Consider the following 16,392-nt stretch of genomic DNA (forward strand, 5'->3'; position numbering starts at 1 on the left):
CGTCAGCGGCCAAGCACACGCGGTGCGCTTGGCCCTGATGCTTACGCCACGATCCTCACCGACTTTTTGTGAGTGAAGGTGAGGTAGCTAAAGCGCCCATGGTATTCACCCATGCCCGAAGCACCGATACCGCCAAAAGGCAGGTACGGGGAGAACGCGTGCAGCAACACGCCATTGACCTGCGCATCGCCCGACTGGATCTGGTCGATAATGCCTTTGGCAAGGTCGATGTCCTTGCCGAATACATACACCGCCAACGGCTTCGGGTGATGCTTGTTGATCAGGCCTACAGCAGTGGGCACCTCATCGTACTCGAGCACCGGCAAGATCGGCCCGAACAGCTCTTGCGCCATCAACGGGTCGTCCCACCGGACATTGTCCACCACCGTGGCACTGAACGAGCGCTTCTCCATGTCGGCCCGGGCACCGACCAGGACCTGGCCACGGGTTTCCTCGATCAAAGCAGCCAAGCGTGCAACCTGGTGCGCGGTCACGATCTTGCCGGTGGAGTCGACCTCTGGCAGCTCGACCTTGACCCGTTCTACCAAGCGTTGCAGCAGGGTGTCTTTGACGCTGCTATGGACATAGAGGTAATCAGGGGCGATGCAGGTTTGGCCGCTGTTGATGAATTTGCCGAACATCAGCTGATCGACCGCCTGGTCGATGTCCGCATCAGGCAGGACGATCAGCGGGCACTTACCCCCAAGCTCCAGCACAACTGGCGTCAAGTGCTCCGCCGCCGCCTTCATTACCACCTTCCCCACGTTTGGACTTCCAGTGAAGAAGATGAAGTCGAAGGGCAGGCTCAACAGATGGGTATTCTCGTCTCGCCCGCCTTGAACGACCGTGACGTATTCAGGGGCGAATGCGGCAGCGATGATGTTCTCGATGACCCGCGATGTCTCGGGAGTGGCCTCCGAGGGTTTGATGATGCAGGTATTGCCGCCAACGATGGCGCCGACCAGAGGCGTCAGGGTGAGGTTCAGCGGATAGTTGAACGGGCCGATGATGTAAGTGACGCCGTAAGGCTCCTGGACGATGTAGCACTGCGATGGAGCAATGATGTCCGGAGTCGGAACAAGCTCGGGGACGACCCATTCATCCAGGTTTGCCAGGGCGAAATCAATTTCGTGCAGAACCTCGCCGATTTCGGCCAGGTCCACCACATCCCTGGGTTTACCCAGGTCTTCGGCCAGAGCGAAGTAGAGGGCCTCCTGGTTCTCGACCACCGCGTCGCGGAGCCGTTTCAAGGCCGCCTTTCTAAAACCGACGTCCGCTGTCGCGCGGGTGGCGAAGAAAGCCTTCTGGGCTGAAAAGAGCGAGTCGATCGTCGTCGGGGACAGATAATTCATGGATGTATATCTCTTGGAGTTACAGGTTCGATTGGTAGCGACCGGAGCAAGGGGGCAGCGATCATTTGCCGCTTGAAAACAGCAAGCTGTTGCCACACTCCCTGCCCAGAAGATGGGTCCCTACCCAAGCCCCCTGAGCGAACACCAGCGATACCTGCCAAGCATGTGTCGCTAGGAGTATGCGGATACTGGTCCGCCCAAAGGCAGGCCCCGTGAGATAAGCGCCGTACATCGCGCCTTGAAACTCACCTGGGGCAGCAGAACCCTCAAAGCAAGAGCCGTTCCAGTTTTTTGATATTAGATTTATTCAATAAATATCAATGACTTGCATTATTTTCTCAGAGTTCGACCAAGACCCTGGACCGATTGCGCATTGCAGATTTGAAACACCGCTTTCACTATAGAAAAAACCATGGAAGCCGCACATGCACAATGAAGAGTACCTGCCCAGGGTGGTCGCGCTGATCACCCACCTTCGCCTACCCGAGGGCCCTAGCCGGATGGCGCGGATAGTCGAACAGGTGATCCCGGACTATTACGGTCGAGCCCGCATAGAGGTCGTCGAGACTACGGTCAACCAACTGCTCGAAACCGGGCGCGCTCTGGAGGCCAGGGGGGATGTCGATGTCATCATCGGCTCGGGAGCAACATCCGAGTACCTCAGGCGGCACCTCTCGACCGCCGTCTTGTCGATTCGCATGGGGGAGTACGACCTTATTCGCGCGCTCGACCTGGCCCGGGCGCGAGCCACCAAAGTGGGCATCGTCAGCTTCCAGCACGAGCATCCCGCACTCCAGGCGATGTCGTCGCTGTTCACCGTCGACATCCGTCAAGTCACCTACAGCAGCTACGAGGACGCCCGCCAACAGATCCATCACCTGGTGGATGACGGCTATCGCCTGGTGGTGGGTTCTTCTACAGCGGTGGAAACTGCCGAGGCGGCGGGTGCACAGGGTGTCCTGGTGCTTAACGCAGATACAGTGCGGCGCGCCATGGAGGATGCCCTGGCGATTTGCCGAAGCCGCCAGCAGAGCCTCATTCAGCAACAGCGCCTCAATGCCGTGTTACGCAATCTATCCGATGGCGTGATCGCCGTGGATGCCGAGTGCGCCGTCCAATCGCTGAATCCACGCATGGCGTCCCTGCTGGGGATTACCAGCGATTGGGCGCGCGGACGGCCGCTCAACGAAGTCGTTCCCGGCCTCGATATCAGCCACGTCCAATTCAGCGACGACACAGAAGAAAGCCACATCCTCAAGATCGGCGGCCGGACACTGGCAGCCAACGTCAGCCCCATCATCGAAAACGGCAGGCCCGATGGGCTGGTGATTACCTGCCAGGAAGCCAACGCGATTCAGCGCACGGAGCGACGCATTCGCAGCCAGGTCAAGCCAAGGCAGTTCACCGCCCGATATCGCTTCGAGCAGATGCTCGGCCAGGCCCCTGGCTTTCGCATCATGCTGGACCTTGCCCAGCGCTATGCAGCCGCCGACGCCACGGTGCTCGTCCAGGGTGAAAGTGGAACCGGCAAGGAACTCCTGGCCCAAAGCATACATAACGCCAGCCCCCGCCAGTCCGGGCCCTTCGTTGCCATCAACTGTGCGGCCTTTCCTGAGTCACTGCTGGAGAGCGAGCTCTTCGGCCACGAAGAAGGCGCCTTTACCGGATCACGCAAGGGCGGCAAGGCAGGCCTGATAGAAAACGCCCACATGGGAACCCTGTTCCTCGATGAGATAGGCGACATGCCAGTGACGCTGCAGACTCGCCTTTTGCGGGTGCTGCAGGAGCGTGAAGTACTGCGCCTGGGAGCAACCGAACCCACACCCGTAGACATTCGCGTGATTGCCGCCACCCACCGGGACCTGCGCGCGCGGGTCCGCGAAGGTGAGTTCCGCGAGGACCTCTATTACCGGGTGAACATCTTGCGCCTGGTCATTCCCCCGCTGCGCCAACGCCCTGAAGACATACCGATGCTCGCCCAGTTCCTGCTGGCCAAGCTATCGCCGCGGACAGCGGCCAGCACGGCTGCCCACGCTCTGCTCGAGCGGCTCATGCCTCATCTTCAGCAGCACAGCTGGCCAGGCAACATCCGCGAGCTGGAGAACATCGTCGAGCGAGCGGTGCTATCGGCCAATGTGCTCCAGGACGGCAACGCGTCGCTGGAGCTGCGGACGCTGTTCGACGAACTGTTCGAGTCGTCGCCGACCCAAACCTCCACAATGGCCGAGCCGCAGCCAGCCCAGGACTTGCGCAGCCTCAGCCGTGCACAAGAAAGCGCTCGCGTCAGTGAAATGGTCGAACGTTGTGCCGGCGATATGGACGAAGCAGCCAAGCGCCTGGGTATCAGCCGCACCACGCTCTGGAGACGGCTGCGCGCCATGAAGTCCACCTAGCAGGCCAGCACCCTCTTTCAACCTTGAACTTTATTTCAGCAATGAAATGAAAAACGCCCGGCGAATGCCTTTCCAGCGTCAAGGCATCACTCAGGCAAATCATCAACTACATGATTTAAAAGGAATTAAATCTCAATTAAAACCTCGCCCGGCATATTGGCATGGCACTTGCTCCCGGCAGTTTCGGCTTGGCACCCTCGTGTGCGCAGCCCTACTCAATACAAAAACAAGGCAGGAGGTGCCGATGCTGGGCATGATGATGAACTTCAACCTGAGTATCACCGCCATCATGCGGCAAGCGCTCATGCTTGCCGCCAATACCGAAATTGTCTCTCTGCTCCCCAACGGCCAGGTGCACAGATACACCTACGCCGAGGCATTCGCTCGCGCAGGCCGCCTGGCCAATGTACTGGATACCCTGGGCTGCCCTTCGGATGCACGGGTCGGGACCCTGGCCTGGAACAACCATCGGCATTTCGAATTGCACTATGCAATCCCGTGTTCAGGGCGTATCTGCCACACCATCAACCCCAAGCTGTTTCCCGAGCAGGTCAGCTACATCATTCGCCATGCCGAGGACTACCTGCTATTCGTCGACCCGCAATTCGTGCCACTGCTGGAAAGCATCCAGCATGAAATCAGCAGCGTGCGCTGCTATATCGTGCTTTGCACGGCTGACGCGCTACCTGCCAGCACGCTGCCCAATCTCGTCAGCTATGAGGCGTTGCTCAAGTCGCACGATGAAGACTATGACTGGCCCGACCTCGATGAACATCGAAGCAGCGGGTTGTGCTACACCTCCGGCACCACGGGTGACCCCAAGGGCGTGCTGGCCAGCCATCGCAGCACCGTGCTGCACGGTATGGCCCAGAACATGGCCGACAATGTCGGGTTGCAGGCGCTCGATGTGGTCATGCCGATGGTGCCGATGTTCCACGTCAATGCCTGGGGCATGCCCTACAACGCAGCGATGGTGGGCGCCAAGCTGGTGTTGCCGGGCCCCTGGGTCGGCGATGCAGGGGCCATGGTCAAGTTGATCAATGATGAGAAGGTCAGCCTTTCTCTTGCAGTACCGACCCTCTGGGCCAACATTTCGCAGTATCTCGATACCCAGGGCGGCACCATCCGTTCGTTGCGACGCGCAGTCAGCGGTGGCGCCGCATGCCCGCTTTCACTGATCCAAGCCATGCAACGCCACGGCGTGATGTTGGAAAACGGCTGGGGGATGACCGAACTGAGCCCAATGGGCAGCTACAACCGACGCCAGCCCTGGTATGACGCGTTGACCGAGGAGGCCCAGGCAAAGCAGTTGCTCAAGTCGGGAAGATCATTGTTCGGCATCGAGATGCGCATCGTCGACGAAGCCCAGCGCGCCCTGCCCCACGACGGCCAGGCCGCGGGTTCGCTGCAAGTCCGAGGCCCCTGGGTTCGCAATGGATATTTCGGAGAAGCCCCCGGCGAAGGCTGGTTCGATACCGGCGACGTGGCGACCATCGACCCGCGCGGCTACATGTTGATCACCGACCGCATCAAGGACGTGATCAAGTCGGGTGGCGAATGGATCTGCTCCGTGGAGATCGAGAATGCCGTCATGGCCCACCCGCAAGTGGCCGAGGCTGCGGTCATCGCCATCCCGCACCCTCGCTGGAGCGAACGGCCGCTCTTGATCATCGTGCCCAAGCACGCCGCTACGGCCCCCACTCACGAAGAACTCTTGGCGTTTCTGGACGGCAAGATTCCGAAATGGTGGATGCCGGATAGCTGCGAGTATCTGGACGAACTCCCCCATACCGCCACCGGCAAGGTCAGCAAGAAGGCGCTGCGAGCACACTTCGCCACCGAGCTGCAGCACTGACCGAGACACTGATTACGGCGTCGCTCAAACCACCTTCGCGTGGTTTGCGCTGCCGTCGCCAAAATACCAAACCCCTGATTTTCTCCTGGAAATCAGGGGTTTTCGTTTTACCGGTATCGAGCAGAGATGGGGATTCAAGTTTGCTCAACGCACTCGCTTGCCCAAGGTTCCATGAATACCCGCTTCGCCACACTGCCGCCCCGCGAGACCTGCGCCCGCCGGCGGCGCTTTGAGCATGGGGCGAAAAAACTAAACCATTGGCCATGCCCCGTGCTCAACAGTAGGGCGACGCCTTTGTCGCGCCCTCCCTAAGGAGAACCTTATGAACCACAAACTCATGCGCCAACTGGGACTGTCGTTGTTGCTGACCGCCAGCGGCTGTGGCTTGGCGTTGGCGGCCGGCAGCAGCGACTTCGTCGACGAAGCGGCCCAGGGCGGCATCAACGAGGTGGAGAGCGCCAAGCTGGCGCTGGAGAAAAGCACCGCCACCGACGTCAAGGCCTTCGCCCAGCAAATGGTCGACGACCACACCAAGGTCAACCAGGAACTGATGAACCTGGCCCACAAGCTCGATATCAAGGTGCCGGACGAGGCCTCGCTGACCGCCCGGGCGAAGAAGATGATCCTGGAAATGCGCGACGAGTCCTTCGACCAGGCCTATATCGATAGCCAGGTCGAGGCCCACGAGAAAACCGTGGCGCTGTTCGAAAAAGAGTCGCAGTCCAAGGACGATGCCCAGCTCAAGGCTTTCGCCCAGAGCACCCTGCCCCAACTGCGCATGCACCTTGACATGGCCAAGCGCTTGCAGACCCAGCACGCCAAATGACGCTGTGGTTGCTCCGGACATCACGCAGCCATGCCGTGCGGCTGCGTGCTGCCCGGTTTTAGCCCCTGGTTCACCGCGGTGATCTGCTGCCAGGACCGGCAATGGCTGCATGTACGGTCAAGTCGAGGGCCCACCTGCTCAGCGCCTCGCCACCATGCATCGCCCAGGCTTGCCGGTCGAGGACCAGGGGGCCCTGGACTGTTCCTGCAAGACTCGCCATCGCCTTGCAGTTCAACTGCGCCCTTGTCGCGCTATCTGGCGCTACTGATTGAAGAAGTCGATCTTCCAACCCAGAGTCGAGCGCTTGAAACAACGGTTTTTCAAATAACTATTTTTGCAGTCGGCCCTTGAGCCACCCGGTCAGATTATTACCGGTGTACGACAAAGCACATTGCCGGACTGGCGTTCGCCACACGCCGCGACCCTGCGCAGCGATCACGCCACATTCCACTCACTCAAGGAAAAGGGACGACGTCATGTACAGCACTCACCAGCGCTTGCAGCTACGCGCCTGCCGCAAATTCGCCCTCGAACAGAACCAGCGCCTGTTCAAGCAGGCCCACGACCTGAACCGCGAGGCCTATGCACTGCTCGAGCAAGCACAGCCCGATCTCGACACCTTCGAGCGCTACCATCTATTGCGTAACAGGGCCGAGGAAAGGCTCCACGAGGCCAACGAGCACCTGCAGCTGATCAACCACGAATTCGCCGAAGACGAGCCCCAAGCGCCCACGCTCCTGCCCTTCACCGCCGCCCAGCCTCGTCAGCGCCAACAGCCACCACGGCCGCTGTTGAATACCGGGCGCTAGGTTCCGGCATCGGGCACTTACGGCGGTTGTTCCATGCGATCGCCGTGCCCAGGCCGTGTGGCAGCCTCGCTGCCAGGGAGAGAGAGCCCCATGACCGAACACATCGTTCACTTCCATTGCCAGATCGACCAGAGCACCAGCGAACGTTTTCGCGACTCGTGCCTGCAAGCCATCGAAGAAGGCGCCAGCTCGCTGCTGCTGAACCTGTCGACCACCGGCGGCAGCACCAACTTCGGCTTCACCCTCTATACCTTCCTCAAGTCCTTGCCGGTGCCCTTGTGCGCGATCAATGCGGGCAACATCGAATCCATGGGGATCATCCTGTTCCTGGCGGCCAACCGGCGCATCACCACGCCTCATTCACGCTTCCTGATCCATCCGATGAACTGGTACTTCAGCCAGAGCTCGGTGGATCACCAGCGCCTGCGCGAGTACCTGTCGAGCCTGGACAACGATCTGGCGCGCTACGTGAAGATCTACGAGATCGAGACCGCGGCCGCCGAGACCCAGCTGGACATCTTCAAATGCCTGTCGGCCGAGGAAAAGGTCATCGCCGCCCATGAGTCGCTGGCCTACGGTATCGCCCACGAGGTGCGCCAGCCCGTGTTCGCCGACGACCTCAAGCACTGGAAGGTCAGCGGTGCCTAGGCGCGACCACCCGGCAGGCTGCGGGAACGGCCGCTGGCCTATGGCGTCATCCCTTGAGTGGCCCCGATCCACAAGCCGCTTGCAGCGACGAGGAGTTCCCCATGGCAGTCGATATCCTTCCCTTCATGATCACTACCCCGGTGGCCAGTTCGCCGAGCAACCCCGTGGCCCTGGAGCTGATGGGCGCCCAGGCCCTGGCCCGGGTGCCCCAGGTCATCGGCCAATTGCCCGACGGCTCGATCCGCATGAGCGCGCCGACCCGTGGTGCCTCCAGCAAGAGCACCCACCGCACCCGCTGCGAATGGAAGGAGCCGCTGTACTGGTCCCTGGCCAGCGCCAACCTGCATGGCAACCGCCAGGTCATGCGCCTGGAGCAGGTCAATTCGGCGCAAAAGGTGGTGATCTCGCAGATGCACGTCAAGGACGACGACAGTCCGGCGGTCAAGGTGTTCTGGAACAAGGGCAGGATCACCTGGGGCTTTCGCGCCAGTTTCAACCAGGGCGAACCGGCCACCCGCATCATCGCCACCAACGTACCGTTGCAGGCTCCCTTCGAAATCACCCTGAGCGCCACCACCGCTGGCCTGGTCCTGGTGGTGGTGACCTGCAACGGCGTCACCAGCGCCAGTACTCCAGGGCAATTGGACAGTAGTTGGAACGACCACCGTTTCGACTTCCACGGCGGGGTCTACAACCAGGTCGACTACAGCGACAGCACCCCCGCCAGCGACGGTTCGGTGTGCATCATCAGTGAGCTGCAAGTCAGCCATACGCTGGCTTGAAGCGAACCCCATGAGTTTCACGATCTGGGTCGCGGTGCTCGGTAGGGTGCTGCTGATCCTCGCGCTCACCTCCTCGTACCTGCGCTGGCTGCCGATCACCACCTCGGTGGTGTGCCTGGCCCAGGCCGCCATCCGCAAGCAGATCCACGCCCTGGAGCAGTACCTGGACACCACCTTGCTCACTCGCAGTAACCGCAGGGTGTTCCTCACCGCTACAGGCAAAGAGTTCCGTGATGCAGTGAGGACAGCGTTATTGGAGTTGGCCACCAAGACCGAGAAATTGCGCCGCAAGCTGGCCTGCGTCGAAGGTGTCGGCTTCGCCCTGGGCTGGCGCCGCACCACAGAGAAAATGATCGACAACGGCGAGCTGATCCGCCCGCTCGAGCAGTCTATCAAGGTGGATGAGGCGCTGGCGGTCTACCAGTGGCAAAACAGCCCTCTGCGCGCGCGCAGCCGCAGCTTGCTGCAGTGGCTGCGCCGTGTCTGCCAGGACTAACTCGCGACTCTGGCGGCCAACCCCACTGGCATGGAGATTAGCCAGGCGCAGCGCCATGTGCGCGCTGCGCTGGCCTTGAATCACCCCCGCTGCCAGACCACCGGGAACCAGTCTTCACGCATGCGATCGCCATCGTTCAGGTCGATGCCGGGAAATGGCGGCGAGGTGCGTCCCGGGCGCTGGATGTAACGTACGTCGTCGCCCATGAACCGGGTGGAGAACGCCCGTCGACGGCCGCTCCCGGTGTTGCCGGCGGCGCCATGCACGGTGCGGAAGTCGAAGACGATGGCGTCCCCCGGTTGCAGCTCCGGGGAGAGTATCTGGTACTGGCCGTTGTCCACGTCCGGCATGTCCATGAACAGGCTCTCGCCGGTGTGGTCGTCGGTGGCGCCATAGAAGTCCTGGTTGCTGGCCCAGCTCTTGGGCCGTACCGGCTTGGGCCAGCGATGGGAACCCAGGACCACGCTCAGGGTGTTGCTGCGGGTCACCGGGTCCAGGGGAATCCAGTAGCTGGCGGTCTGCAAGCCATCGACGCAGTAGTAAGGCAGGTCCTGGTGCCAGGGCGTGGGCTTGGAGGTGCCGGGCTCCTTGACCAGGATGTGGTCATGGAAGACCTGCACTTGTTGCGACTCCATCAACTGCCCGGCGATGGCCGCCGCCGGCGAGTTCAGCACGAAGTCCTGGAACGCCGGGATACGCTGCCAGTTGCAGTAGTCCTCGAAGAAGCGCCCGCCTTCGCCACTGCCGACGTTCTCGATGGCGAAGGCGCTGGGTTCGGCCAGGTTCTGCTCGAAACCTTCACGCAAGCGCTCGATCCAGTCGCCAAAGACCCCACGCAGAACAATGGCGCCATTGCGTTGAAACTCTTCGATCTGCGGATTCATCAAGTCAGCCTCTTGTTGTTTTGATCCAGTATCGAGGCCCTGAACTTTTCCCGTAAACGACAGATTACTTATTCATCAATATAGGCACTTTATATAACCAATCGGTTGCCAGTCCTGGAGTTTGCCCAGTTAATACCCCTGCCTGCCTCCCCTCATCCATTGCCGGCACAGGAACACCGGCCCCTTGCGTTTCATCATCGGCAGTTGACGCCCGAATAATAAGAACAATCAGGAGTTACTTGAGATGAACGATAAACAGCCTTCCATGCGGCGGGGCCTGAATACCCGTCATATTCGCTTCATGGCCCTGGGTTCGGCCATCGGCACCGGGTTGTTCTACGGCTCCGCCGCAGCCATCCAATTGGCCGGCCCTTCGGTCCTGCTTGCCTACCTGATCGGTGGCGCGGCCATCTACATCATGATGCGCGCCCTGGGCGAAATGGCCGTGCGCGACCCGGTATCCGGGTCCTTCGGGCACTACACCAGCCAGTACCTGGGACGCTTTCCCGGCTTTCTCACCGGCTGGAGCTATGCCTTCTCGATGCTGGTGGTGTGCCTGGCCGACGTCACTGCGTTCGGTATCTACATGGGCTTCTGGTTTCCCGATACGCCCCGCTGGATCTGGGTCCTGGGCATCGTGTGCGTCATCGGCGCGCTGAACCTGTGCAGCGTCAAGGTCTTCGGGGAAATGGAGTTCTGGCTGTCGCTGCTCAAGGTCACGGCGATCGTCGCGATGATCCTCGGCGGGCTGGCGATCCTGTTGCTGGGCATCCAGCCCGGCGGGGCGGCCCAGGTCCAGTCCGGCATCAGCAACCTGTGGAGCCATGGCGGGTTCTTCGCCAATGGCATCGGCGGGCTGGTCGCCTCGTTCACCGTGGTGATGTTCGCCTTTGGCGGCGTCGAGATGATCGGCGTCACCGCCGGCGAGGCCAGGGAACCGCAACGGGCGATACCCAAGGCAATCAACTCGGTGCCACTGCGGATCCTGCTGTTCTACGTGCTGACCCTGTTCGTGCTGATGGCGATCTACCCATGGTCCAAGGTGGGTAGCGAAGGCAGCCCGTTCGTGCAGATCTTCAGCGCCCTGGGCATCGAGTCGGCGGCGGCCTTGCTGAACATCGTGGTGATCTCGGCGGCGATCTCGGCCATCAACAGCGATATCTTCGCCGCCGGGCGCATGATGTACGGCATGGCCGAGAACGGCCAGGCGCCGGCGAGCTTCGCCAGCCTGTCGCGCTTCGGCGTGCCCTGGATGACAGTGGCGGTGATGTCGCTGGCGCTGCTGGCCGGCGTACTGCTCAACTACCTGGCACCGGAGAACCTGTTCCTGATCCTGGTGGCGGTGGTGACCTTCTCCATCGTCTGGGTGTGGCTGATGATCCTGCTGTCCCAGGTCATGATGCGCCGGCGCATGACGCCCGAGCAGGTCGCCGCCCTGGCCTTCCCGGTGCCGCTCTGGCCGGTCGGGCCGGCCCTGGGCATCGCCTTCATGCTGTTCATCTTCGGCGTCCTGGCCTGGTTCCCCGATACCCGCACCTCGCTGTTCGTCGGGCTGGGCTGGCTGGCGCTGCTGTCCATCGGCTACTGGCTGTGCATCGCCCGGGCCGGCAAGCAGCCGGACGCCGTGAGCAAGCCGGTCCCGGCCGACCCCGTGCCCTAGGGTCTGTTGCCGTTTCGGCGCAAGCCGCGTTGTCGCGCAACCCGAAGGGACGGGCAGATTTTAGCGCGGCGCGTCGTTACTCGACGGCTCATTTGGACGGCCAAACTTCGCGTCTCGTGCCTAGCCCCGCGCTAAAACTGGCTCCGGCGCGGTCGCGGCGAAACGGCAACAGCCCCTAGCAGGCAAACTGCTGGCTGGCCCACTCCTGGAAGGCCTGGGCCACCGGCGACGGACGCATGGCGCTGGACTGAGCCAGCACCACCGGCTGCGGACTGACGGCCTCCAGCAACGGCCGGCAGGCCAGCGGCTGGCCGTCATAGCTGCGATCGCCCACCGGCCGTGTGCAGGACAGCGCCACGCCATATCCATGGGCCACCAGGCCGCGCTGCATCTCGAAGGTCTGGGTCAGTTGCAGCGAGGCCGGTTGCAGGTCCTGGGCCCAGAACAACGACAGGAAGTACTCGCGGGTACGGGCGATGTCCTCGAGGATCAGGCACTCGGCGGCCAGGTCCACCAGCGAGACCTGCTCCCGGGCCGCCAGGGGGTGATTCACCGGTAACAGCGCATAGGGCATCAGCCGCTCCAGTACCCGTGCCTCGATATTCGGACTCAGGCCCACGCCGTAGGTCAGGGCCAGCTCGGCCTGGCCCTCCAGCAAGCGCCGGTTGACCCCCGCCAGGTCGCTCTCGAACAGGGTGATCGAGACCTGCGGGTGCAGCTGGCGAAAACCGGCCAGGAGGCGCGGAGCGAAATACGGCCCCAGGTCCTGGAAACACACCAGGCTCAGGTTGCCCCGCAGCCCGGCCTGGTGATCCTCGACGCCGACCATGGCCCCTGCCCGGCCCAGGATATCCCGTGCCTGTTCCAGGAGCTTGCGGCCCGCCGGGGTCAATTCCAGGCCACGGCTGACCTGGCGATGGAACAGCTTCTGGCCGAGCACGGTTTCCAGCTGGGCGATGGCCAGGGATACCGATGGCTGGGAAATATGCATGGCCCGGGCCGCTGCGCTGACACTGCCCTGCTCCGCAGCGGCGACAAAATACTCGAGCTGGCGAAAGGTGAACCCGATCATCGGCTTGGCCCCCTGATTATTGTTTGCCCCGATCATACAGCCGTCGCCCCCGGCCAGCGCCGATAGAACCTGCGACGATGATCTTCCCTGCTCCCCGCCCGGCCCTGGCATCCATGCCCAAGGCGCGCAGGCCGGAGCTCGATTCGTGACTTCAAGTCAAAGGTGTTTGGTCCATCGATGGCTTAATCCGCCAGCGCCCGGTGGACATACTACGTCCATTCCCAAGCGGTCCTGCGCTCCGGGCCGCCAGGCCCGTCCGGCAACGGCCGCGCCTATGCGCAACAATCACCAGGAGCAGATCCATGAGTATTCCATCCTTTGGCCTCGGTACTTTCCGCCTGACCGGCCAGGCTGTCATCGACTCGGTCAAGTCGGCGCTGGCCCTGGGCTATCGCGTGATCGATACCGCGCAGATCTACGGTAACGAAGCCGATGTCGGCCAGGCGATCGCCGAAAGCGGCGTGGCCCGCAGCGAACTCTTCATCACCACCAAGATCTGGGTCGACAACTACGCCGCCGACAAGCTGGTTGCCAGCCTGCGCGACAGCCTGGCCAAGCTGCGTACCGACTATGTCGATCTGCTGCTGATCCATTGGCCGGCCCCAGGCAATGGCATCGAACTGGCCGAATACATGGAGGCCCTGCTCGAAGCCAAGAAGTTGGGCCTGACCCGCCAGATCGGTGTTTCCAACTTCAACATCGAACTGACCAAGCAAGCCATCGCCGTGGTCGGCAAAGAGCAGATCGCTACCAACCAGATCGAGCTCAGCCCCTACCTGCAAGGCAGCAAGCTCACTGCGTTCCTCAAGGAACAAGGGATCAGCGTCACCTCCTACATGACCCTGGCCTACGGCAAGGTACTCAAGGACCCGGTGCTGGCCGAGATCGCCGCCAAGCACAAGGCCACCGTGGCCCAAGTCGCCCTGGCCTGGGCCATGCAACTGGGCTATGCGGTGATCCCGTCGTCCACCAAGCCGGAGAACCTGGCCAGCAACCTGCTCGCCCGCAGCCTGCGCCTGGACGAGCAAGACATGGCGCGTATCGCCACCCTTGAACGCAATGGCCGCGAAGTCAGCCCTGACGGCCTGGCGCCAATCTGGGACTGATGCCATGACCACGCCCCTCGAACGCCTGACCGCCGGTGGTTTCAGCATCGGCCTGGAAGCACCGCTGGACCATGACTGGACCCCGGCCGGCGACCAGGCCCGGCGCCAAGCTGGCCGCCTGCCCGGCGAACCCGACCTCAAGCAGCATGCCTACCTGGCGCAACTGGCTGACCGCCTGGGCTTTCGCGCCCTGTGGATCCGCGACGTGCCGCTGTACGACCCGGCGTTCGGCGATGCCGCCCAGGTGTTCGAGGTGTTCTCCTACCTCGGCTACCTGGCCGGGGTCACCCGCGACATCCTGCTGGGTACCGCTGCCGTGGTCTTGCCGATCCGCGAGCCGTTGCTGACCCTGAAGTCGGCCAACAGCCTGCAACGCCTGAGCGGCAATCGCCTGCTGCTGGGCGTGGCCAGCGGTGACCGGCCAGTGGAGTACCCACTGTTCGGACGGGATTTCGAGGGGCGCGGCCATAATTTCCGCGAGCAGGTCGCCCTGCTCAAGGATGGCGCCAACGGCCACCTGCCCGAGGGCATGGCCGTGCTGCCAGCCAGTACCTCGCCCCTGCCCTTGCTGGTGGCGGGCCTGGCCCAGCAAAGCCCGGCCTGGATCGGCAACCACATGGATGGCTGCCTGGCCTACCCGGGCACCCCCGAGGACCACCAGCGGCGCGTTGCCGACTGGCGCTCGGTGGCGGGCAACAAGCCTTACAGCAGCTTCATCCACCTGGACCTTACCGAGCGTGCCGACGAACCCATGCGCCGCTGGCGCTTCGGTTTCCGTGGTGGTCGCAACGCGCTGATCGCCGAGCTCAATGCCCTGCGCGCAGCCGGTGTCGACCATGTCGGCCTGCATCTGCGACGCAACGTACGACCACTGGACGAAACCCTGCGGGAGATCGCCGAGTACGTACTGCCACAATTTCATGCCACTGCTGCGACTGCATCCCACCCACAACCGGAGGCCATTTCATGAGCAGTTCCCCCCAGGTACCGGCCTTCGCGGGCCGCAGCTTCCAGGTCGCCTACGACGGCCTGGTGGCCCATAACATCTATGCAAGCGATGGCCTGAGCATTCGCTACGCCATCGTCTCCGGCCCCTACGCCGGTGCCAGCGGCGAAGCCGCCTGCCAATGGCGACAAATCGCCGACGGCGTCTACGTGATTTCCTGGCAGGAAGCCGACGGCGCCACGGTGGTGCACGTCGACGACTTCGCCCAAGGCCATTCCCAGGCCTTCTTCACCGCCAGCGACCTGAGCTTCTATCGCATGCAGGGCCCCTTGACCGCCCTCGCCAACCAGGAGTACGCGCAATGAAACCCGGACGCGTTCTCTTCGCCCTGGCCATCGGGGCCTTCGGCATCGGTACTACCGAATTCACTCCCATGGGCCTCTTGCCAGTGATCGCCGAAGGCGTCGGCGCGAGCATTCCCAGCGCCGGCATGCTGATCACCGCCTACGCCATCGGCGTGATGATCGGCGCACCGATCATGACCCTGTTGTTCAGCCGCTTCGGCAAGCGCGCGGCGTTGATGATGCTGATGGGCATCTTCACCATCGGCAACCTGCTCTCGGCCCTGGCGCCGGACTACTACACCCTGCTCGCCTCGCGGCTGGTCACCAGCCTCAACCATGGTGCCTTCTTCGGCCTCGGTGCCGTGGTGGCGGCCAGCGTGGTGCCCAAGGACAAGCAAGCCAGCGCCGTGGCCACCATGTTCATGGGCCTGACCATCGCCAACATCGGCGGTGTGCCTGCGGCCACCTGGCTTGGCCAGCAGGTCGGCTGGCGCATGGCCTTCGCCGGTACTGCAGTGCTGGGCCTGCTGGCCATCGCCGCACTGTGGTACGCCCTGCCCAAGGGCGAGCGTGGCAGCGTGCCTCATGTCCGCCGCGAACTGGCGGTGATCGCCCGGCCCAACGTGCTGCTGGCCATGGCCACCACGGTGCTGGGCGCCGGTGCCATGTTCACCCTCTACACCTACGTGGCCCCGGTGCTGGCGCAACTGACCGGCGCCTCGGACAGCTTCGTCACCCTGGGCCTGGTGTTGATCGGGGTCGGCTTCACCCTGGGCAACAGCCTCGGTGGGCGCCTGGCCGATTGGTCGCTGGATGGCTCGGCACGGATCTTCCTCGGCGTGCTGGCCTTGATCATGGTGTCGATGCCGCTGGTACTGGGCAACCACGTCACCGCCGCCCTGGCTCTGCTGGTATGGGGCATGTTCACCTTCGCCGTGGTGCCGCCGCTGCAGATGCGGGTGATGATCGCCGCGGCCGAAGCGCCCGGCCTGGCCTCGTCGATCAACGTCGGCGCCTTCAACCTGGGTAACGCGGTGGGCGCCGCGCTCGGTGGCGCCGTCATCAGCCAGGGCCTGGGCTACGCCGCGGTCCCGGTGGCCGGCGGCCTGCTGGCGGCGTCGGGTCTGCTGCTGGTGTGGTTGGGCGGACGACGCAAGGCAAGCGATTCCGCCGCTGACCTGGCATGACGCCAGCCCTGGGTGAAAGCCCCGCTGTGCTC

The 16,392-nt window shown here is 62.8% G+C and carries 15 protein-coding genes; 12 read left to right on the top strand and 3 right to left on the bottom strand.

Annotated features, from left to right (window positions below; all coding sequences use genetic code 11):
- Window positions 1-41: 41 nt before the first annotated feature.
- Entirely contained in the window at window positions 42-1,448 is a 1,407-nt protein-coding gene (gene mdlD / locus GDH07_RS13725; RefSeq protein ID WP_343038230.1) for an NAD(P)-dependent benzaldehyde dehydrogenase MdlD, read from the bottom strand.
- A 329-nt stretch (window positions 1,449-1,777) separates the two neighbouring features.
- Here mdlD and prpR point away from each other — a divergent pair, with 329 nt between their 5' ends.
- The 7 genes from prpR to GDH07_RS32305 all read left to right on the top strand — a co-directional run bounded on the left by prpR (window position 1,778) and on the right by GDH07_RS32305 (window position 9,161).
- Window positions 1,778-3,745 (top strand): propionate catabolism operon regulatory protein PrpR, encoded by a 1,968-nt coding sequence (prpR, locus tag GDH07_RS13730; RefSeq protein ID WP_152897888.1) that lies wholly within the window; start codon window positions 1,778-1,780, stop codon window positions 3,743-3,745.
- Window positions 3,746-3,989: 244 nt separating this feature from the next.
- Window positions 3,990-5,600 carry a long-chain fatty acid--CoA ligase gene (locus tag GDH07_RS13735; protein ID WP_152897889.1) on the top strand — a complete coding sequence of 537 codons (1,611 nt, stop codon included), beginning with the start codon at window positions 3,990-3,992 and terminating at the stop codon, window positions 5,598-5,600.
- 322 nt (window positions 5,601-5,922) lie between these two features.
- Window positions 5,923-6,426: a DUF4142 domain-containing protein gene (locus GDH07_RS13740; protein ID WP_152897890.1), complete on the top strand. Its 504-nt coding sequence runs from the start codon at window positions 5,923-5,925 to the stop codon at window positions 6,424-6,426.
- A gap of 476 nt (window positions 6,427-6,902) precedes the next feature.
- Window positions 6,903-7,235, top strand: coding sequence for a hypothetical protein (locus tag GDH07_RS13745; protein WP_152897891.1), 333 nt, complete (start codon window positions 6,903-6,905; stop codon window positions 7,233-7,235).
- A 90-nt stretch (window positions 7,236-7,325) separates the two neighbouring features.
- Window positions 7,326-7,883: an ATP-dependent Clp protease proteolytic subunit gene (locus GDH07_RS13750; protein WP_053129701.1), complete on the top strand. Its 558-nt coding sequence runs from the start codon at window positions 7,326-7,328 to the stop codon at window positions 7,881-7,883.
- 101 nt (window positions 7,884-7,984) lie between these two features.
- Window positions 7,985-8,665, top strand: coding sequence for a polysaccharide lyase family 7 protein (locus tag GDH07_RS13755; RefSeq protein ID WP_152897892.1), 681 nt, complete (start codon window positions 7,985-7,987; stop codon window positions 8,663-8,665).
- 10 nt (window positions 8,666-8,675) lie between these two features.
- Window positions 8,676-9,161: a LysR family transcriptional regulator gene (locus GDH07_RS32305; RefSeq protein ID WP_178124063.1), complete on the top strand. Its 486-nt coding sequence runs from the start codon at window positions 8,676-8,678 to the stop codon at window positions 9,159-9,161.
- Window positions 9,162-9,241: 80 nt separating this feature from the next.
- Here the strand turns inward: GDH07_RS32305 and GDH07_RS13765 are convergent, their stop codons facing one another.
- Window positions 9,242-10,045, bottom strand: coding sequence for a phytanoyl-CoA dioxygenase family protein (locus tag GDH07_RS13765; protein WP_152897893.1), 804 nt, complete (start codon window positions 10,043-10,045; stop codon window positions 9,242-9,244).
- A gap of 244 nt (window positions 10,046-10,289) precedes the next feature.
- Here GDH07_RS13765 and GDH07_RS13770 point away from each other — a divergent pair, with 244 nt between their 5' ends.
- The gene (locus GDH07_RS13770; protein WP_152897894.1) at window positions 10,290-11,705 is read left to right on the top strand and encodes an amino acid permease; all 1,416 of its coding nucleotides are present in this window, start codon (window positions 10,290-10,292) and stop codon (window positions 11,703-11,705) included.
- 175 nt (window positions 11,706-11,880) lie between these two features.
- Here GDH07_RS13770 and GDH07_RS13775 read toward each other — a convergent pair whose 3' ends face one another.
- Window positions 11,881-12,777, bottom strand: a complete 897-nt coding sequence (locus GDH07_RS13775) for a LysR substrate-binding domain-containing protein (RefSeq protein ID WP_152897895.1) — start codon at window positions 12,775-12,777, stop codon at window positions 11,881-11,883.
- A gap of 302 nt (window positions 12,778-13,079) precedes the next feature.
- Between GDH07_RS13775 and dkgB the strand changes: the two genes are divergently transcribed.
- The 4 genes from dkgB to GDH07_RS13795 are packed head-to-tail and all read left to right on the top strand — an operon-like array spanning window position 13,080 to window position 16,360.
- Entirely contained in the window at window positions 13,080-13,883 is an 804-nt protein-coding gene (gene dkgB / locus GDH07_RS13780; protein ID WP_053129602.1) for a 2,5-didehydrogluconate reductase DkgB, read from the top strand.
- 4 nt (window positions 13,884-13,887) lie between these two features.
- A complete protein-coding gene (locus tag GDH07_RS13785; RefSeq protein WP_152897896.1) occupies window positions 13,888-14,853 on the top strand; it encodes a TIGR03571 family LLM class oxidoreductase in 966 nt (321 codons plus the stop codon).
- The gene (locus GDH07_RS13790) at window positions 14,850-15,194 is read left to right on the top strand and encodes a MoaF-related domain-containing protein (protein ID WP_022644382.1); all 345 of its coding nucleotides are present in this window, start codon (window positions 14,850-14,852) and stop codon (window positions 15,192-15,194) included. The genes GDH07_RS13785 and GDH07_RS13790 overlap by 4 nt, the downstream gene beginning before the upstream one ends.
- A complete protein-coding gene (locus tag GDH07_RS13795; protein WP_152897897.1) occupies window positions 15,191-16,360 on the top strand; it encodes an MFS transporter in 1,170 nt (389 codons plus the stop codon). Before GDH07_RS13790 ends, GDH07_RS13795 begins: the two co-directional genes overlap by 4 nt.
- The last annotated feature ends 32 nt before the right edge of the window (window positions 16,361-16,392 follow it).

The organism is Pseudomonas piscis (genome assembly GCF_009380155.1).
Lineage (GTDB): Bacteria > Pseudomonadota > Gammaproteobacteria > Pseudomonadales > Pseudomonadaceae > Aquipseudomonas > Aquipseudomonas piscis.